Source organism: Marinobacter sp. B-12 (assembly GCF_056857915.1).
This window is the reverse complement of sequence record NZ_JBSXOB010000036.1, coordinates 48117-66560: the sequence shown is the minus strand read 5'-3', so window position 1 is coordinate 66560 and position 18444 is coordinate 48117. Positions and strand designations below refer to the sequence as shown.

At 58.4% G+C, this 18444-nt stretch carries 17 protein-coding genes; 5 read left to right on the top strand and 12 right to left on the bottom strand.

Features of this window, described 5'->3' with window-relative positions; all coding sequences use genetic code 11:
• The first annotated feature begins 25 nt into the window (after positions 1-25).
• Both argE and argA read left to right on the top strand, forming a co-directional pair.
• On the top strand, positions 26-1186 hold the full coding sequence (gene argE / locus AC13D2_RS04915; protein ID WP_482938284.1) for an acetylornithine deacetylase: 1161 nt from the start codon (positions 26-28) through the stop codon (positions 1184-1186).
• Between the two features lie 193 nt (positions 1187-1379).
• Entirely contained in the window at positions 1380-2690 is a 1311-nt protein-coding gene (argA, locus tag AC13D2_RS04910) for an amino-acid N-acetyltransferase (protein ID WP_482938283.1), read from the top strand.
• On the opposite strand, the gene AC13D2_RS04905 is transcribed toward argA, so the two are convergent.
• Positions 2661-3731: an aminopeptidase gene (locus AC13D2_RS04905; RefSeq protein WP_482938282.1), complete on the bottom strand. Its 1071-nt coding sequence runs from the start codon at positions 3729-3731 to the stop codon at positions 2661-2663. The two genes, argA and AC13D2_RS04905, sit on opposite strands and share 30 nt — an antisense overlap.
• A 168-nt stretch (positions 3732-3899) precedes the next feature.
• Between AC13D2_RS04905 and AC13D2_RS04900 the strand changes: the two genes are divergently transcribed.
• Positions 3900-7664, top strand: a complete 3765-nt coding sequence (locus AC13D2_RS04900; RefSeq protein ID WP_300493472.1) for a DUF1631 family protein — start codon at positions 3900-3902, stop codon at positions 7662-7664.
• 18 nt (positions 7665-7682) lie between these two features.
• Positions 7683-8549, top strand: a complete 867-nt coding sequence (locus AC13D2_RS04895; protein WP_300493474.1) for a phosphoribulokinase — start codon at positions 7683-7685, stop codon at positions 8547-8549.
• 6 nt (positions 8550-8555) lie between these two features.
• Here the strand turns inward: AC13D2_RS04895 and AC13D2_RS04890 are convergent, their stop codons facing one another.
• The 4 genes from AC13D2_RS04890 to AC13D2_RS04875 form a co-directional block, all read right to left on the bottom strand.
• Entirely contained in the window at positions 8556-9413 is an 858-nt protein-coding gene (locus AC13D2_RS04890) for a pirin family protein (RefSeq protein ID WP_300493477.1), read from the bottom strand.
• A 35-nt stretch (positions 9414-9448) separates the two neighbouring features.
• Positions 9449-10051, bottom strand: coding sequence for an FMN-dependent NADH-azoreductase (locus tag AC13D2_RS04885; RefSeq protein ID WP_300493480.1), 603 nt, complete (start codon positions 10049-10051; stop codon positions 9449-9451).
• 156 nt (positions 10052-10207) lie between these two features.
• Positions 10208-10999 carry an adenosylmethionine decarboxylase gene (gene speD, locus AC13D2_RS04880; RefSeq protein WP_300493482.1) on the bottom strand — a complete coding sequence of 264 codons (792 nt, stop codon included), beginning with the start codon at positions 10997-10999 and terminating at the stop codon, positions 10208-10210.
• A 256-nt stretch (positions 11000-11255) separates the two neighbouring features.
• Positions 11256-11678 (bottom strand): OsmC family protein, encoded by a 423-nt coding sequence (locus tag AC13D2_RS04875; RefSeq protein ID WP_036210899.1) that lies wholly within the window; start codon positions 11676-11678, stop codon positions 11256-11258.
• 237 nt (positions 11679-11915) lie between these two features.
• Here AC13D2_RS04875 and crp point away from each other — a divergent pair, with 237 nt between their 5' ends.
• Complete coding sequence (gene crp, locus AC13D2_RS04870; RefSeq protein ID WP_007153756.1) at positions 11916-12557, top strand: cAMP-activated global transcriptional regulator CRP; 642 nt, start codon at positions 11916-11918, stop codon at positions 12555-12557.
• A 66-nt stretch (positions 12558-12623) separates the two neighbouring features.
• On the opposite strand, the gene AC13D2_RS04865 is transcribed toward crp, so the two are convergent.
• The 7 genes from AC13D2_RS04865 to AC13D2_RS04835 form a co-directional block, all read right to left on the bottom strand.
• Positions 12624-13505, bottom strand: a complete 882-nt coding sequence (locus AC13D2_RS04865) for an alpha/beta fold hydrolase (RefSeq protein ID WP_482938281.1) — start codon at positions 13503-13505, stop codon at positions 12624-12626.
• 96 nt (positions 13506-13601) lie between these two features.
• Positions 13602-14678 carry a molybdenum ABC transporter ATP-binding protein gene (gene modC, locus AC13D2_RS04860; RefSeq protein ID WP_292047044.1) on the bottom strand — a complete coding sequence of 359 codons (1077 nt, stop codon included), beginning with the start codon at positions 14676-14678 and terminating at the stop codon, positions 13602-13604.
• Positions 14675-15355, bottom strand: coding sequence for a molybdate ABC transporter permease subunit (modB, locus tag AC13D2_RS04855; RefSeq protein ID WP_292047043.1), 681 nt, complete (start codon positions 15353-15355; stop codon positions 14675-14677). Before modB ends, modC begins: the two co-directional genes overlap by 4 nt.
• Positions 15355-16155 (bottom strand): molybdate ABC transporter substrate-binding protein, encoded by an 801-nt coding sequence (gene modA, locus AC13D2_RS04850; protein ID WP_482938280.1) that lies wholly within the window; start codon positions 16153-16155, stop codon positions 15355-15357. The genes modB and modA overlap by 1 nt, the downstream gene beginning before the upstream one ends.
• Before the next feature lie 23 nt (positions 16156-16178).
• On the bottom strand, positions 16179-16337 hold the full coding sequence (locus AC13D2_RS04845; protein WP_300493493.1) for a hypothetical protein: 159 nt from the start codon (positions 16335-16337) through the stop codon (positions 16179-16181).
• A gap of 64 nt (positions 16338-16401) precedes the next feature.
• A complete protein-coding gene (locus tag AC13D2_RS04840; RefSeq protein ID WP_300493496.1) occupies positions 16402-17319 on the bottom strand; it encodes an alpha/beta fold hydrolase in 918 nt (305 codons plus the stop codon).
• A 98-nt stretch (positions 17320-17417) separates the two neighbouring features.
• On the bottom strand, positions 17418-18341 hold the full coding sequence (locus AC13D2_RS04835; protein WP_300493499.1) for a sterol desaturase family protein: 924 nt from the start codon (positions 18339-18341) through the stop codon (positions 17418-17420).
• Between the last annotated feature and the right edge of the window lie 103 nt (positions 18342-18444).

Here is an 18444-nt window from a genome sequence, read left to right as displayed (position 1 = left end):
CCCACATCAGGGCGGAGAGTGTTCTATGTCCGGATCCATCCAACACCTGCCTGACCTTCGCGAGATGCTTGCCAGGCTGATCTCACAACCGTCGATCAGCAGTGCGTCTGCCGAGTGGGATCACAGCAACGAACCGGTGGTGCGTACCCTGGCCGAATGGCTGGAGCCCATGGGGTTCAACGTCGAGATACTGGAAGTGCCCGGATTGCCCGGAAAGTACAACATGATCGCCACACTGGGCAGTGGCCCCGGCGGTCTGGTGCTCTCGGGCCATACCGATACCGTCCCGTTTGATGACAAGCGCTGGCAAAGCGACCCGTTTACCCTGACCGAGCGGGACGACCGCTGGTATGGCCTTGGCACCTGCGACATGAAAGGCTTTTTCCCGCTGGCCATAGAGGCGGCCAAGGCCTTTGTGGGCCAGGATCTGAAGCAGCCATTGATCATCCTCGCCACCGCCGATGAGGAAAGTTCCATGGACGGTGCCCGGGCGCTGGCCGAGGCCGGTCGTCCCAAGGCCCGCTATGCGGTCATCGGCGAGCCTACCGGCTTGAAGCCTGTGCGCATGCACAAGGGCATCATGATGGAGCGCCTGGTGTTCGAGGGCCAGTCCGGCCATTCCTCTGACCCGTCCCTTGGACGCAATGCCCTGGAGGGCATGCACGAGGCGCTGGGTAAACTGCTGGCCCTGCGGTCGGGGTGGCAGGCGAAATACAGCAACCCCAATTTCAGGGTTCAGTTACCCACCATGAACCTGGGTTGCATCCACGGTGGTGATAATCCTAATCGCATCTGCGCCCGCTGCGAGTTGCATTTTGATCTTCGACCGTTGCCCGGCATGGACATGAAGGCACTGCGCCAGGAGATTCTCGACACGCTGCAGCCGGTCGCCAAAAGCCGTGAGTTGTCGCTGACATTTGAGCCGTTGTTCGATGGTGTGCCGCCCTTTGAAACCCCGGCCGAAGCCGAACTGGTCCGCGCCTGTGAGAAGCTGACGGGCCACAGTGCGGAAGCGGTGGCCTTCGCCACAGAAGCACCCTGGTTGCAGAAATTGGGAATGGAAACCCTGGTCATGGGCCCCGGTTACATCGACCAGGCCCACCAACCGGACGAGTTCCTCGAATTGTCACAATTGGACCCTGCGGTTCGGATACTCAAGGGGTTGATTCGGGAGTTTTGCCTGTAGACATTAGAGATGGCTATTCTGGACCGGTGCAGGAGCAGTGACAGAGGGCCTTCCCAAAACACGCCCGTGAATACGTCCCTGTAGGGCTCGGTCGCGCCATCCCTGGCGCTCCACGGTTTTGAAAAGGCCCTCTGTCACCGCTCACCGGGCTTGGGTGTATGCCTGCCACGAGACAGGATTCTAGGAGAAGAACTTGAAATCGAACGAATGGTTGCATGGATTCCGCCACTCATCGCCTTATATCAATGCACACCGTGGTCGCACTGTGGTATTGACGATTGGGGGGGATGCGATTGCCCATGACAACCTGATCAACATCATTCATGACATTGCTTTGCTTAGCAGTTTGGGTATCCGGCTCGTGGTGGCCTTCGGTGCAAGGCCCCAGATTCAGTCGCGTCTGGACGCGGCAAACGAAGAATCCACTTTCCACCGAGGCCTGCGGGTAACGCCGGAACAACAATTGACGCCGGTGCTGGAAGCCATTGGTGGGCTGCGGGCGTATCTGGAAAGCCAGTTGTCCATGGGACTGGTGAACTCACCCATGCATAATGCACGAATCAGGGTAAGCAGTGGCAACTATGTCACCGCGAGGCCGGTAGGCGTTCTGGACGGCATCGATTTTGGCTATACCGGGCAGGTTCGTCGGGTAGACGTGGCCGGAATCGAGAAGTTACTGGAGTTGGGTCATATCGTACTGCTGCCGCCGCTTGGGTATTCGCCGACCGGAGATGCCTTTAACCTGTCTTATGAGGATGTGGGTAGTCAGGTGGCCGCTGCGCTACAGGCTGAGAAGCTCATCATGTTTGCCGAGAATCAGGGTTTGCTGGATGAAAATACCGGACTGATCCGTGAACTGTCCGCTCGTCAGGCATCTGACCGCCTGGCGGCAGGTATGGTGCAGGGGCATGATGGCGATCTGCTGCGGGCAGCCTGTGACGCCTGCGTGAAAGGTGTGCGTCGGGCTCATATTATCAGTTACGTCGATGATGGCGCGTTGCTGGAAGAGCTGTTTACCCGTGACGGTGCGGGCACGCTGGTCAGTGGCGACAACTACGAGCAGATCCGCCAGGCCCGGGTGGAGGACATCGGGGGTATCCTCGGTTTGATCCAGCCGCTGGAAGAGCAGGGCATCCTGGTACGCCGTTCCCGGGAAATGCTGGAAACCGAGATCAGTCGGTTTGTGGTGGCTGAACGGGACGGCACAATCGTGGGGTGTGCCGCGCTATACCATTACCCCGATGAAGGTGCGGGCGAGCTGTCGTGTTTTGCCGTTGATCAGGCCTATCGCCGCGCCGGGCGTGGCGACGAGATCCTGGCGATGGTTGAGAAACTGGCCCGGGGGCAGGGTATCCGTCGGCTGTTTGTGCTGACCACCCAGACCGAGCACTGGTTCCGGGAACGAGGGTTCCAACCTTCCACAGCGAGTGAACTGCCGGGGCCGAAGCTGGCTTCCTACAATACCCAGCGTAACTCAAAGGTCTTCGTGAAAGCGTTGTCCTAGATCGGATAGCCGGCGCTGGCGAATTTCCCGGGACTGACCTGCCAAGGTCTCAATCGCGTTATAGAAGTCGCTGAAGTCGCCAGCATGGTCACGGAGTAATTGCCGGAAGGCGGGCACATGCTGGTTGTACTGGCTGAACAGGGCGAGATTGGCGTTGTTCAGTCCGGTCGGGTTCTCTCCAAAGGGGCCAGGCTGTTCCCAGGTTGCCGATAGGGTCTGATACTCGTCCTGGAGGGTCTGGAACAGCTGTGCCTTTTGGTGCCGGAGTTTGGCCCGTGGCAGCGTGTCCTGTTGCTTGTAGAGTGCTTCAAGCTGCCGGGATGCATCGTCGACCAGGGCGAGGGTCTGGTTGCGTTGGTGTAGTCGCGTCAGCGCTCTCTGGAACCCCGAATCGTCATCCTTTGTCTCCAGCCACAGCCTGAGGCCTTCCAACTCCACGGCGGTTGCGAAGCTCTCGTTAAAGGCCGTATCGTCGCGTATATAAACCACTTGATGCGCCAGTTCATGGAACATCAGCGCTACCATGCGGTTGTCTGATAAGGACGTAAAGCCGGTGTGAAGAGGATCGTCGAACCAGCCCAGGGTTGAATAGGCGGTGACACCGCCGATGAACGTATCGTAGCCGTCTTCCATGAATAATTGCTGCTCATCCCGGGCATTTTCCAGCTCGTAGTAGCCCCGGTAAGCCTGGCAGCCGACCACCGGATAGCACCACCGATGGGCCTGTAGGGAAAACTCCGGGGCGGCCACCAGGTTGACAACCACCCAGGGCCGCCCAAGCTCAACGTACTCTGCAAAGGCGTCTCCCACCGGCAATGCCAGGCGATGTGCGGCAAAACGACGGGCTTCGTTCGCCACCAGGAGTTTCCGTTTCAGCGCTGGCGGCGTCGATGGTGCATTGATCAGCCCGGACACAGGTTGCGTGGACATCATCAAAGACAGGTGGCCACTGACCGCCTGGCTGTAATAACCTAAAGTCGTACACCCTGAAAGTGTCGTTATCAGTAGCATAACGAGGTAGATCTGACTAAGCTGTTTCATAGTCCAGGCTGTTATTTTGTGGCTGGCTGGCATCGCTGCCAGGCGCTATATTACAGCCATGTTCCCCCAAGTAGCAGGTAGCTACCGCTGCCTTTCAGGGATACCGGCCGGTGACAGGAACAGTTTACCCTATCGAGTCACTCGGCTTTACCAGATATCAGGTAGTTCATGGATCCGAAAGAACGTCGTTCGAGCCCCCGCCAACCGATTAAACTCGCCGCTCAGCTGGACGTTGGCAGTGGTGACAATCTGCCGTGCCAGATCGCCGATTTCTGCGCGGAAGGCCTGTTCGTACGTTATTCCGGGGAAACGTCCAGAAAATTGGATCAGGTGCTCTCGCGGGGTGCCGAGGATCTGGTGGTACGGTTCCGCAGCCCTGACGGCCTCAAGCGCCACGAGCTCCATGTGAATGTCAGGCGTCGAATAGAGGGCGCGATGGGCGTTAGTTTTACCCGCTCCAACCCTGAAGCGGTCAGCGCCATGCTGGAGCAGTGTGGCGCCAACCGTCATCAGGATCGTGCGTCACTACGGGCACCCAGTGACAAGGTCCAGTTTGTTCTTCACCAATCCGCGAAGGCTGTGATTCAGTACATTGAGCCGTTGATGGATGCCTGTCTTGTGCAGATGACAACCGCCTTGCGGGACGCTGCCCAGAAGGCCGGCAATGACCAGCAGGCCAATGAATACATGGACGCGTCTGGCCAGATTCAGGCCCGACAGCGAGTCATCTGGCACCAGATGGCTCGCAGTCTGGAATCGCCACTAAAACCCGCTCCAAAGGGATTCCCCGGGTCTGAACTGTCGGTTGTCGACAAGGGCGAGTTCGAAGACTGGCTGACGATCCGGGTGATGGTCACGAAGGCGGATACCCAGTATCGGGGTGAATTGCTTCAGTTGAAGTTGCGGCTGGATAAACTGGGCATTGCCAATTCCACGGGGCATCACAATCCGTTGGGCCCCTCGCTGATCTGTGAGTCCTTCCATGTCGGCTTGAGCCAGCTCAAGGCGGATCGTGACGTTGAAAAAGTCTGCCTGCGTGTCTTCGAAAAATCGGTGCTGATGCACCTGGGGCCGCTGTACCGGGAGTTGAACAGCATCCTGATCCGACATGGTGTGCTGCCGGACCTGGATCTCAGCAAGTATCTCAGTGAACAGGCGCCAAAGAAATCCGAACGGCGCGAGGAAAAGCTGGCTCAGCCGCCTGAGGCTCAGCCGCCTGAGGCTCCGCAACCGGACGACTCTGGAGCGGCGGTAAAGCAGGCCCCGGAGCAAAAGACCAGCCGTCCGTCATCCCGTAATTCAGTGGCCGAGTTCCGTGGCTATGCCAGCGCCGCCCAGACCGCGTTTGCCACCGTAAAGAATCTCCTCGGTACCCTGTCTGCCAGCCGCCTGGCGAGGGGTGACGTTGCTCCGACTGATTTTGCCTCCGGCGCGAGGGAGCTGTCAGCCGGAGAATTACAGAAGCAATTGCAGGAGCTCCAGGTGCAGGCTGCGACCGTGGCTCCGGACCAGCCCTCTCTCCGCGAACGCGTCGTGGAAATGGTGAAGGAGAGCGGTGAACATGCCCTGGCTGAAGAACAGCAGAGCACTCTGGACGTGGTGGACCGCTTCTTCAACAGTGTGGTGGAAAGCCCGAAACTCAGTGAATACGCCCAGTCACGAATGCGCCAACTGGAAGTGCCGGTGCTGAAAGTGGTGATGCGTGACCCGGAATTCTTCGACGATCAGGAAAGCCCGGTACGCGGCGTGATGAACCGCCTGGCCCAGTTGGGCGTGAAAGGCGGCCGCATCAATCCGGTGGTGCAGCGGCGCATTGATGAGTTGATCCAGCGGATAGCCACGGATTTCGAGCAGGATACCGGCGTGTTCGAAAACGCGGTACAAGAGCTGGACTCGTTGATTGATCGCCAGAATCTGGTATACCGCCGCAACGTGGAGAGGGTAACGGCAGCGGCGGAGGGCGCCCAGAAGGTTTCTGAATCCAAGAAGGCGGTTGCCCGGGTACTGGAGCTTAAGCTGGCCGGGAAGAAAGTGCCGAAAGCAGTGGTCAGTCTGCTGGATGGTGGCTGGCGAGATCTGTTGTCGCTGACCTGGATTCGTCAGGGAGAGGACAGCCCACTGTGGCAGGATTACCTGTCGGTGATCGATTCGCTGATGACCTTCGCGGAGGATCCGCAGAGCAATATCAATCTGCCTGATCTGCTGCGGGTGATCCAGGATGGGCTGGCGTCTATTTCCAGCAACCACATGCCATCCTCTCAGATACGGGATGAACTCAAGCAGTTTCTCGTGCGCAGCCCTGAAACCCCGCCCGAGATGGTGGAAATTCCACCGTTGAAAAGCGAGGACGATAAGCGCCAGGCATTGTCCGAGCGTGATCAGCGCAGCCTGCAGCGGTGGATTAACCGGGCCCAGCAACTGCGTACCGGGGACTGGTTGCGGGATCAGGAAAAACCGGATGAACCCCAGTATATCCGCCTGGTCTGGGTTGCCCGTGGCTTCAGTCGATTTGTGTTCGTTAATCACCAGGGCATGCGCGTGGTCGAGTTGGAATTGGAAGCTCTGGCCCAGCACATGCGCAAAGGCATTATCGTTCCAGACAACCAGTACGATCGGCCGCTGGTGGACGAGAGCATCGACCGGATGGTGCGCAAGGTCTATGACCAGTTGTCGTGGGCGTCCACCCATGACGAACTGACCGGCTTGCTGGGGCGCCGCGAATTTGAACGTATGCTGGATCAGCAACTGGCCCGGCGCGAGGACCAGAGGTCGCTGGTGTTGCTGGACCTGCGCCAGTTCCGTCTGCTCAATGACACGGCCGGCTACCAGGCCGGTGATGAGTCTTTGCGCAGGGTGGCCGACGTGCTCCGCAGCCACGTCGGCGATGGCATGCCGCTGGCCCGGTTCTCGGGTAACGAGTTTGCGCTTTTGCTACCGGCGGAAAACGCCCTGGAAGCGTCTCGTGGGATCGTCTCGGCGATAGAAGCCATGGAGTTTGTTTTCGACAGTGGCAGCTACCATCTCTCGGCCAGTGTTGGCCTGGCCCCTGAGTTGCCGGCACTGGCGAACGCCGAACGTTGGCTGAAGGCGGCGGAGGAAGCCATGAAGTCGGCCAAGAAACGCGGCCATGGCAAGGTGATGGAGTACTCCCTGGATGCGCACGACCATGCCCGTCAGGAGCAGATTGCGGCGAAGGTGGCCAACCTTGGGGATCTCAACGAGGAGCGTGTGCTGCTGCGTTGCCAGAAGATCATCCCGCTGCACGCGCGCACGTCCATGGCAGCGCAGTACGAGGTTCTCATCAGTATGTATGATGACGATGGCAACCTCATCACCGGCAAGGATTTTGTCCGCATGGCGGAGCGCTATGACCGAATGCAGGCGGTTGACCGCTGGGTGGTGGGGCATATGCTGGACTGGCTTCGCGACCATGCACCTGACCCGGAGCACATGGGGGGTATCTGCATCAATCTCTCTGGCCACTCGCTGAACGATCAGCAACTGATGGAATTTATTTACGACAAGCTGAGCCAGAAAGACGCTCCCATTGAACGATTGTGGTTCGAAATAACCGAGGCGTCCGCGATCAACGACATTCAGGGAATTTCAGAATTTATTGAGGAAATGAAGGAGCTGGGGTGCCGTTTCTGCCTGGGGGATTTCGGCAGTGGGCCAACGTCGTTCCAGTTCATGCGCAGCCTGCCGGTGGACATGATCAAGCTGGACAGCGCCTTCACCAGCCAACTGGATGCCAGTGAAACCGATCAGGCCATGGTGAAGTCGATGGTTGATATGGCGCACTACATGAAACGGGAAGTGATTGCTTCACGGGTTGAAACCCGCGCGGTTCTCGATATGCTGACCAGTCTGGGTGTGGATTACGCTCAGGGTTTTACCATCGAAAAGCCGCGGCTGCTGACCAGCCTGGACTGACTTTCCGGACCTCCTGCTATGTCTAAACGCCATCCGATCATCGCGGTCACCGGCTCCTCCGGCGCTGGAACCACCACTACGGGTGAGATATTCAGTCGCCTGTTTGCCAGCGAAGGGCTACGGGCAGCCATGGTCAGCGGTGACAGCTTCCATCGCTACAACCGTGAGCAGATGGCCCGCCTTGCGGCCAAGGGGCAGTTCGGTGAACGCAACCATTTTGCCCTGGCGGCGAACCACATCGACAAGCTGGAAGCGCTGTTCTATGACTATGGGCATACCGGCAACGGCCAGTTCCGCCAGTATGTTCATGACGAAGACCGGCGGTTGATTGACGCCGGCCACAAACCGGGCACGTTCACCCCCTGGGGGCCGCTGGCGACGGAAACCGATCTTCTGTTCTACGAGGGGCTGCACGGTGGCGTGGTCAGCGATGCCTACAACATTGCCCAGTACGTGGATCTGTTGGTGGGAGTGGTACCGATCGTCAACCTGGAGTGGATCCAGAAGATTCAGCGCGACACCAACAAGCGCGGGTACTCACAGGATGCCGTCGTTCAGACCATCGTCAACCGTATGGACGATTACGTGCACGATATTGTCCCGCAGTTCGCGCACACCCATGTGAACTTCCAGCGCATTCCGCTGGTGGATACCTCCAATCCTTTTGTGGTCCGCGACGTGCCGACAGAAGACGAGAGCCTGATCGTCATCCGGTTTCGAGACCCATCGGAAGTGAACTTCCCCTATCTTTTGCAAATGATCGGCGGCAGCAGCCTGTCCCGGTACGACACGCTGGTCATCCCGGGAACCAAGCTATCTCTGGCCATGGACCTGACCATGCGCCCGCTGGTGCAGGACCTGATCGCCCACAAGCCCTTTGCCTGAAGGCTTTCAGGCCGTCAGGCGACCATCCCTGTAGTCTCGCAGAGTCTGCTCGATCTCTTCACGGCTGTTCATTACGAACGGGCCATATTGCACCACAGGCTCGCCAATCGGTTTGCCGGCAATCAGCAGCACGCGGGCTTCGTGTTCTCCGGCGCCTACGCGGACACTATCACCTTTGGAGAGAATGCTTGCTGCTGAGCGTTTCAGGGGCTGCGGACCTGCCTCTGAAAGCAGGGATGCTTCTCCGGCATACAGGTAAAGCAGGCCTTCCAGTTCCGGATCGATCGGCAGCAGGGTTTCCGTTCCCGGTTCCAGGTGGATATCCGCATACAACGGTCGTGTGCTGCCGCCGGTGACGGCACCCTGGTGTACCTGGCCGTCAACGGTCAGCTCTCCAGCCACCAGCTTGATCACTCCACCATCGAGGGTAATAGCTGGTATTTCATCAGGCTGGATATCACGGTAACCCGCCGGTTTCATTTTCTCCGCAGCCGGCAGATTGAGCCATAGCTGGAAACCGCGCATCTGCCCCGATTCCTGTTGGGGCATTTCGGAGTGGACAATTCCGCGTCCGGCGGTCATCCATTGGACGCCTCCATTCTTCAGGTTGCCCCGATTACCGAGATGATCCTCATGCAGCATGTGGCCTTCGATCATGTAGGTCACCGTTTCAAATCCACGATGCGGATGTGACGGGAAGCCGGCCATATAATCCTGCGGCTGGTCGGAACCGAATTCGTCCAGCATCAGGAAGGGATCGAGACGGACGTTCTGCTGCTGTCCGAGGGAGCGCTTGATGCGAACGCCAGCGCCGTCGGACGTTTCGGTACCGGGAATAACCTGTCTGAGGGTTCGTTCTGTCATGACGGATCTCCTTCCAATGCCAAGAATCGCCCGATTCAGGCGGTCAGAGTTTCAATGGCTCGTCCTGCCTCTTGCAGGGAATTCTCTTTCTGATTATCCCCCATGTTGAGACCCTCGGCGTAGACAAAGTGAACGTCCTTAAGGCCGATAAAGCCAAGAAAGGAACGAATGAACGGCGTCTGAGAATCGTTCGGCGTACCGGCGTATAGGCCGCCGCGCGCCGCCAGGATATACACCGGCCGGTCTTCCAGCAGGCCAACGGGGCCATTTGCCGTGTATCGGAAGGTGATGCCGGCGCGGGCAATGTGGTCGAAATAGGCTTTTAGCACGGACGGCACACCGAAGTTGTACATTGGCACGCCCATAACAATGACGTCAGCGTCGACAACTTCACTGATCAGCAAATCTGAATAATCGACAACGCCTTGCTGCGAGCCGTCGCGGTCGTCCGCGCTGGTCAGGAAGGCACCGAACCGTTCGGCGTCCAGATGCGGTACCGGCTCTGCGGAGAGATCCCGATAGCTGGTCTGGATGTCGCCGTAGGACTGCCGGAGCTGGTCCAGTGTTTGATCGACGAGCCTGGATGACTGGCCGTCCTGGCCAAAAATGCTTGCGGTAATAACGAGAATATTTTTCATGTTCAGAGCCTCCTGGTTAATTAAAACGCTATGAGGCTATTGAACTGCGTGACGGGAAAAGATGAAATCGGAGAATCTTGGAAAGGTTGTTCAGTTAAATTGATCGAGTTGGCCCGCGCTCCGCTAAGGCGCAGGCCAACCTTTCTGGGCACGTTACTATTCGACGTTGCGGGAGTAGAAAATCTCCAGCATCTCTCTGCGCAGACGATCCTCAATGGATTGCGCCTCCTGGGGGTCAAGGTCGCTGGCATTGACTCCGAACACATAGTTATCCAGATCGAAATTTTTGAGCATCATCTTGGTGTGGAACAGATTTTCCTGATACACGTTGACGTCAATCATCTGGTAGGCGTTCTGGGTATCTTCGGACAGGTAGTTCTGGATCGAGTTGATGTCGTGGTCGATGTAGTGCTTGGTGCCATCCACGTCGCGGGTAAAGCCGCGTACACGATAGTCCACCGTGACCACATCGGAGTCGAAGCTGTGGATCAGGTAGTTCAGTACTTTCAACGGCGAGATCAAACCGCAGGTCGACACGTCGATATCCGCACGGAAGGTGCTGATGCCTTCGTAGGGGTGGCTCTCCGGGTAGGTATGTACGGTTACGTGGCTTTTGTCCAGGTGGGCCACGATGGCATCCGGCAGAGGGCCTGGTGACTCCTCGTTGTCCGGCTCACCGTTGCTGAGTTCGTGCTCGGCAATCAGCATTGTCACAGAGGCGCCGTGGGGCTCATAGTCCTGGCGGGCAATATTGAGCACGTTGGCACCGATGATCTTGACCACGTCGGTGAGGATCTGGGTCAGGCGTTCGGCATTGTACATCTCATCGATGTAGTCAATGTAGGCTTCACGTTGCTCTTCGGTCTGCGCATAACAGATGTCGTAGATGTTGAAGCTCAGTGATTTGGTCAGGTTATTGAAACCATGTAACTGTAGTTTGGTTTCCATGTTCAGCCCCCCCAATTGTCTGGAGATGAATGTCAGTGGTCATGTCTGTCTGATGCATGCCACCAAGGCCGCCACCGATAACTGACCGGATTGTTTGCCTTTTGCGCAGACCGGCGGAGAAGGGTGCGTATTATGCACACCGACCTTCAATTTGGGTAGAGTACGGGGCAACATTCTAGCATCCGTAATAACCGCCGGTCGGCCACAGACTAGCAGGCCTCTGTGACCGTGCTGTGAGAACCTGTTGCATGCCGGTTCAGGCAGTGTCGCGTATCTCATGGCTGTGAGTGATGGCAACGCCCGCCTTTTCCAGCATGATGGACGCAGAGCAGTATTTCTCGGCCGACAGGCTGACGGCGCGCTTGACCAGATTTTCCTTGAGGTTGTTTCCGGTGACCACGAAATGCAGATGGATACGGGTGAAGACTGCGGGAACGGCGTCGGCCCGCTCCGCTTCGAGTTCGGCATGGCAGGCGGTCACGTCCTGACGGCTTTTCTGCAGAATGCTCATGACGTCAAAGGACGAGCATCCCCCCAGCCCCATCAGCATCATTTCCATGGGGCGTGGCCCCAGATCCTTGCCGCCATGGTCGGGTGGCCCGTCCATTTGAACCGAGTGGCCGCTGCCGCTGGTTGCCCGGAAGCTGGCGTCGCCGGTCCAGTCAATGGTTGCTTTCATCTGATTTCGCGCTCCGAGTGGTATATAACGTAAGATTGGCAGCGATGCTAGCATATTCCCGTTGGCACCAGCAGCCCGCTAAAAAGTGGCTCCTTTAATGTGGTCTATACTGTTTCAGGTTGCCGAAACCGGGCCATCTTGTTATAAGTTGCGCTCATAATGAATAAACCCGCAGGGAAAGCAGGGTGAATAAAAACATTGGGATCCCGCCAGTACAAAGGAGGCATGACTCGCACTATGGCCACTATCGTCAAGCCGGTTGAGCAGAAAACCAAGCATCTGGATTATTTTCTTTCGCAATGCCATCGCCGGCGTTACCCTGCCAAAAGCACCATTATTTATGCAGGGGACAAAAGTGATTCCCTGTTTTACATCGTCAAGGGCTCCGTGACCGTCATTATTGAGGACGACGATGGCCGCGAGATGATCATGGCTTACCTGAACGCTGGGGACTTCTTCGGTGAGATGGGGCTGTTCGACAACATGGATTCGCGCAGCGCCTGGGTAAAAGCCAAGACTGAGTGCGAAGTTGCCGAGATCAGCTATACCAAGTTTCGTGAAATCGCCCAGCAAGACCCAAGGGTTCTGTACTTTATCGGCGAGCAGATGGCTTCGCGCCTGCGCCAGACCACCCGTAAGGTGGGCGATCTGGCCTTCCTTGATGTGACTGGACGGGTTGCCCGCACACTGCTGGATCTGTGCAAGGAACCGGACGCCATGACGCATCCTGATGGCATGCAGATCAAGATCACCCGTCAGGAGATCGGTCGGATCGTTGGTTGCTCCCGGGAGATGGTCGGGCGGGTTCTGAAAACCCTCGAAGATCAGGGCCTGGTGCGAGTCAAGGGCAAGACCATGGTGGTGTACGGTACCCGCTGAGCGCGGTTGCCATCATCCCTTGAAAGGCCGCTGGAACCAGCGGCCTTTTTCGTTATAGGGGACAGCTTAGGGATGTGCGGCCACGAACGTGTGAACGGCACGAGATACAGCTTCGGGTTCCGTCAGTGGCGCCCAATGGGTTGTGTCCAGTTCTTTCAGGGTTAGTTTCCCGGTCCAACGAATCAGGTGCTCGTGCAGTTGAGGGCGTACATAGGCGTCTCTGGTCGGGATGATTACCTGGATCGGGCAACGCGCCATACGGGACTGCGGTCGCAGCAATCTGGTCAGGAAATTAGCCCTGTAGAGCTTGACCCCGTATAGACCGTCGGATTTCTGAGATGCACTGAACCTAGCATCGGCAATGTGCTCATGATGCTTCAGGTACCCTGGCCAGAGCCTGTCAAGACCGGCTTTCCAGACCATTTCCGGGATCACAGGCACCTGGAACAGAAATACGTACCAGGAACTTGTGAGTTGCTGGAGTACTTTCGCCGCTCCTGCCAACCCGGGTGTTTCCAGTTGTTTCCGGAGCCAGAAGCCGACGTGATCCAGGCAGGGGCCGGAAATGGAGGTGTAGGAGCGAATACGATCCCGCAAGGGCTCACCGGTGACGGATTCCCAACTCTGGATCGACCCCCAGTCATGTGCGATCAGGTGGAACTCGCGTCCAGGGATCAGGGTGTCGACCACCGCTTGGAGGTCGTCGGCCAGCAAGGCGAGGCGGTAATCCCGGGTTTTTCGGGGCTTGTCGGACTCGCCGGCACCGCGGACATCGTAACGGATCACCAGATACTCCTGGCTCAAGGCGGCGCTGACCTTGTCCCAGACCCGAAGATTGTCCGGGTAACCATGGACCAACACCAGCGGCGTGGAGTCGGGATGGCCTTCGGTAACGGCATGGATAGCGAGCCCGCCGCTTCTGACCCAGTGTGTTCGATGGTTGCCCACGATGAATACCTGCCCGGTGGTTGAGAATCAGGTAAGGGTAACCATCCTGGCCCCGCCGCCGGATGGCAAGGCGGGCCAAATACCGGGCCAGAAGTGTCAGTCCACAAGCGCCACGGATTTTATTTGCATCCAAACGTTCTTGCCGGGTGCAAGGGCGAGCTGGTCTACGGCCCGGGTGGTCAGTCTCGATAACAGCGGTGTTGGGCCTGCCAGCAACCTTACAAGGCTGACGCCCGGCGCCACATCCGGATCGACCTGATCGATGATGGCCGGAACCAGATTCTGGATGCTCTGGTCGGAATGCTCGGCGAGTGCGAGACTGATATCCCGCGCCAGGACCTGCACTCGAACCCTGTCTCCGGGGGTCAGCCGGTCATCCTGACGTAACCACAGTTGGCCGCCGTCGAACTGGAACAGCGCCAGATGCCAGCGCGGGTCCAGATGGTCGATCCGCCCTTCCAGCAGAACCCCGGCGTCGTCTTCCAGTCGAAAGGGGTTGTTGGTGCGAGCGAGCGTTTCCTGCAGCGGCCCCTGCGCTATCACCCGGCCATCCTCCATCATCACGATGTGGTCAGCCAGGCGGGCGACCTCTGGCGTGGAGTGGGATACGTAGATGATGGGAATCGCGAGGGTGTCCCGCAGCCGTTCCAGGTAGGGCAGGATGTCCTGTTTGCTGGCGCGGTCCAGAGCGGACAGCGGCTCATCCATGAGCAACAGCCGTGGGCTGGTCAGCAGCGCCCGCGCAATCGCGACCCGCTGGCGCTCCCCGCCGGACAATCCGGCAGGCATACGGGCCAGGTGAGATTCCAGGCCAAGCCAGCGAACGGCATCGTCGAATTCGACCTGACGTTCGCTGGCGGGAATGCGACGGTAGCCGAATTCCAGGTTCTTGCGTACGTTCAGGTGGGGGAAAAGCTGGGTTTCCTGGAAAACGTAGGCCAGGGGGCGCTTGTGTACCGGCCGGACGAACTCTTCAGTCTGCCAGGGTTCGCCCAGAACGGTCATGGTTCCGGGAGCGTTCTGAAGGCCTGCCATGCAGCGAAGCAGCGTGGTCTTGCCGCAACCGGAATGCCCGAACAGGGCGGTAATGCCAGTACTCGGGAGGGTCAGGTCTACGTCCAGATCGAACCCCGGAAATGCACAGCGGAAGCGGGCATGGATGGTGGTGGTCATCTGAGAGCTCCCGCGCGGGCTTTGCCATTAAGCGCGTAGAGGGTCACCAGAACCACAAAGGAGAACACCACCATGCCGGCGGACAGCCAGTGGGCCTGAGCGTACTCAAGGGATTCCACGTGGTCGTAGATGGCAACCGACAACACCTTGGTTTCACCCGGAATGTTGCCACCGATCATCAGGATCACGCCGAACTCACCGATGGTGTGGGCGAAGGTCAGTACGGACGCGGTCAGGAATCCGTTTCTTGCCAGGGGGACAGCGATAAACAGGAAACGCTCCCACGGAGCGGCACGAAGGGTTGAGGCGGCTTCCATGAACCCTTCGCCCACGGCCTCAAAGGCATTTTGCAAAGGTTGAACGGTGAATGGAAGGGAGTATATGACCGACGCCACCACCAGGCCCTCAAAGGTAAATGGCAACAGGCCAATGCCCAGGGACTGTGTCATCTGGCCAACCCAGCCATCGGGCCCCATCACCAACAACAGGTAGAAACCGAGAACGGTCGGTGGCAGCACCAGGGGCAAGGCGACGATCGCTGCAACCGGCTGACGCAGCCAGCGCCGGGAGCGGGCCAGCCACCAGGCGATGGGCGTGCCTATGAGCAGCAGCAACAATGTGGTCGTCGTAGCCAGCCTGAGCGTCAGCCAGACCGGGTCCCAGTAGGTTTCAAGCATCAGTCAGCCGTGTCGTAAGCGGGGTCATAACCATTGCCCCGGATGATGGTGATGGCCGTGTTCGATTTCAGGAAGTCCATCCAGGCCAGGGCTGCCTCATTGCTGATTCCCCGGTTCAAAAGGATAGCCTGTTGGTCAATGGGTTGGTAATAGTCCTGGGGCACGTTCCATAAGGTGCCTTCCTTGTCGTCCCAGGATGTTACCTGAGACAGGGCCATAAAGCCGGCCTGGGCGTTGCGGCTGACCACAAACTGAAAGGCCTGGGCGATGGAGTCTCCACGAACGAGCTTCGCCTGCAGTGCCTGCCAATGGCCCAATTGTTCCAGAACCTGCTGTGCTGCAAGGCCGTAGGGCGCGGTCTTCGGGTTTGCCATGGCCAGCCTTGAGAATGCCTGTTGGGCCAGGTAGCTCTCAGCGTCCCCGAAAGCGTCCGGGGTCGGGCTCCAGAGCACCAGCTTGCCTCGGGCATAGGTGAAGCGGGTATTGGGGGCGCCGGCCTGGGCCTTCTCAATAAGCGCCGGCCTGCGCGCATCTGCGGCCATGAACACGTCGAAGGGTGCACCGTTTCTGATTTGGGCGTACAGCTTGCCGGTGGACCCGAAGCTGGCTGAAACCGTGTGGCCGGTCTCGGCTTCGAACTGTTTGGCCAGTTCGTGGGTGGTATCGGTGAAATTAGCGGCAACGCCGAGGCTGACTTCACCGGCCAGGGCCGGGAGGCTGGCTATTGAGAAAAACAGCAGCGTGGCAATGTGTAAGAGACAGGCTCTTGGCTGATGATCCGCTGACGTGGGTTCGTACATAACCGTTTTCAGTGACTCCAGGTTCAGTTCTGCTTGCGCGCCAACTTAAACATCATCTCGGGAGCGACACGCTTGACCCAAAGCGCTGCCATTTCCTTGCCGAAGGCAGACCCATCGGCTGCCAGGGCCTCACCAATGCCTGACGAGGCGCCGGTGATCCACACGACTCTGTTGGTAAACATGGGCCTACTCCGATTAGTTGGATGGCATTGATCTTAGCGCCCCGGGCTGGTCGGCGTCATGTTTTTACACGCCGGAGTCTGTCTCGGTACGCAGGCAGTCGAGGATGTGATGCCAGACCTCGTCCGCATTGGTTTCATTGACCAGTTCGTGGCGGGCGCCGGGAAACAGGCGGTCGGAGGCAACGAGCAGACCGACGCCACGAAGGTCGGCAACATGCCGGTTGAAACCGCGTCCCATCTCGCCAACCGGGTCGCTGTCGCCGGCCATCAGGTGGATCGGGAGGTCTTTGCGCCATGATTTCGGGTTGATGGTCAGCATGCCGCTGATGAAGTCGGACCATAGGCCGGCTGTGCAGGGGAAGCCGCAGAGAGGGTCTCTCAGGTAGCGGTCCACCTGTTGCGTGTCGCGGCTAAGCCAGTCATGGCTGGTGCGATTGGGGGAGAACGCCTTGTTGAAGGCACCGAAGGTCATATTGTCGATCAGGCGGCTGTGGTGGCGTTTCCCGCGCAAGGCCCGGATAGAGCGGACCAGTGCCAGGGAGGTCCGCAACTTTGGCTTGTCGATACGATTGGTCGCGCAGAGGATCAGCCTGTCGATCTGGTCGCCATACTGCTGGGTGAAGGCCTGGGCGATGAACGAACCCATGCTGTGGCCGAACAGCGTTAGCGGGAGGTCGGGGTGTTGCTTTCTGGCGTGGACAACCACTTGCTGCAGGTCGTCCACCACTTTCTGCCAGCCCTTCTGGTTGGCGTAGTGGCCAAGATCGGTCTCGGTGCAATGTGGGCCATGGCCTCGATGCTGGATCGCAATCACCGATACCCCGTGCTGGTTTAGCCAGAGCGCCAGAGGCTGGTAGCGGGCTGCATGCTCCGCCATGCCGTGGGCAATCACCAACACGGCCGACGGGGTCTCCGCCGCCCACGACAGCAACGGGATTCGATGGTGATCGGGGCTGTTGATGAAACTTTCCTGCAGATCCATGTTGGTCGATTCCGGGCGGGTTGTTGGCGTAAACGGGAGTCTAGCCGGAAATCGAGCCTCAATGTGAGACAAAGCCGGAAAATCTGCTTGCTGTGGCGCTAGTCGGCATCCCGGTCCCATTCAGGTGGTTTCCACAGGTGCTTCAGGCGGGATAGCAGGCCGCCTGGTCGGGCCATGGCCCGGAACAGGTCCACGTATTCGTGGGTCCACAGTACCAGCAGGTTCCTGGAGTGTACCGGTCGGGTAATGCCGTACTCCGGTGGTGCCTGTTCGTCCTCGGCGACAAAGGTGCCGAACAATCGGTCCCAGACAATCAGGGTGCCACCGTAGTTGCGGTCGATATAGCCGGGATTGCGGCCATGGTGAACCCGGTGATGGCTGGGGGTGTTGAACACGGTTTCCACCCACCCTGGCAATTTGCCAACCAGCGTGGTGTGAATAAAAAACTGGTACACCAGTGACAGGGCATACGCCACGCCGATCCATACCGGATTGAAACCGATCAACGCCAGGGGCACATAGAACAGCCACATGCCGTTGAAGATATTGGTGGCGTTTTGGCGCATGGCGGTGGAGAAGTTCATGCGCTCGGAGGAATGGTGAACCACATGGGCGGCCCAGAACCAGCGTATGCGGTGGCTGGAACGGTGCATCCAGTAAAAACAGAAATCGACGCCGAGAAACGTCAAAAGGCCCGTTGCCCAGTTAAGTTCCAGGTCCAGCAGGCGATGGTGGTAGAGAAACGCGTATACGGGAAAGGCGATCAGGCCCGCGAACAGCAACTCCGTCAGTTGGTAGCCTGCACCCAGGGCAAAGTTCCGTAGGGCTTCCGGTACATTCATACGCGCAGGGTCGTGGCGAATCCGCAGGTATTCCCACACGGTGACGGCAATGAACACCGGCGTTGCCACGACGAATATCAACTGACGTTCGTCCAGTGCCAGCCAGGGGGCGAGGGCGTTCCAGAGGGGCAGCAACCCGCTCTCCTCGAGAACCGCCATCATCATGTCCATCAATGCCATGGTGTAACCGTATTGTGATGGTAGGTGTGACTGTATTTTGCGCCGATGGTGACGTCATAAATTGACAATATACGCCACAAAATTGATGATTAATGCCAAAAAT

Excerpts from the sequence above, each read along its gene's own strand:
- AC13D2_RS04885 (WP_300493480.1), bottom strand. The coding sequence starts at position 10,051 with ATGAAAAATATTCTCGTTATTACCGCAAGCATTTTTGGCCAGGACGGC.
- modA (WP_482938280.1), bottom strand. The coding sequence starts at position 16,155 with ATGTACGAACCCACGTCAGCGGATCATCAGCCAAGAGCCTGTCTCTTA.
- AC13D2_RS04840 (WP_300493496.1), bottom strand. The coding sequence starts at position 17,319 with ATGGATCTGCAGGAAAGTTTCATCAACAGCCCCGATCACCATCGAATC.
- speD (WP_300493482.1), bottom strand. The coding sequence starts at position 10,999 with ATGGAAACCAAACTACAGTTACATGGTTTCAATAACCTGACCAAATCA.
- argE (WP_482938284.1), top strand. The coding sequence starts at position 26 with ATGTCCGGATCCATCCAACACCTGCCTGACCTTCGCGAGATGCTTGCC.
- AC13D2_RS04875 (WP_036210899.1), bottom strand. The coding sequence starts at position 11,678 with ATGAAAGCAACCATTGACTGGACCGGCGACGCCAGCTTCCGGGCAACC.
- AC13D2_RS04905 (WP_482938282.1), bottom strand. The coding sequence starts at position 3,731 with ATGAAACAGCTTAGTCAGATCTACCTCGTTATGCTACTGATAACGACA.
- AC13D2_RS04845 (WP_300493493.1), bottom strand. The coding sequence starts at position 16,337 with ATGTTTACCAACAGAGTCGTGTGGATCACCGGCGCCTCGTCAGGCATT.
- AC13D2_RS04890 (WP_300493477.1), bottom strand. The coding sequence starts at position 9,413 with ATGACAGAACGAACCCTCAGACAGGTTATTCCCGGTACCGAAACGTCC.
- modB (WP_292047043.1), bottom strand. The coding sequence starts at position 15,355 with ATGCTTGAAACCTACTGGGACCCGGTCTGGCTGACGCTCAGGCTGGCT.
- AC13D2_RS04900 (WP_300493472.1), top strand. The coding sequence starts at position 3,900 with ATGGATCCGAAAGAACGTCGTTCGAGCCCCCGCCAACCGATTAAACTC.
- AC13D2_RS04895 (WP_300493474.1), top strand. The coding sequence starts at position 7,683 with ATGTCTAAACGCCATCCGATCATCGCGGTCACCGGCTCCTCCGGCGCT.
- crp (WP_007153756.1), top strand. The coding sequence starts at position 11,916 with ATGGCCACTATCGTCAAGCCGGTTGAGCAGAAAACCAAGCATCTGGAT.
- AC13D2_RS04835 (WP_300493499.1), bottom strand. The coding sequence starts at position 18,341 with ATGGCATTGATGGACATGATGATGGCGGTTCTCGAGGAGAGCGGGTTG.
- modC (WP_292047044.1), bottom strand. The coding sequence starts at position 14,678 with ATGACCACCACCATCCATGCCCGCTTCCGCTGTGCATTTCCGGGGTTC.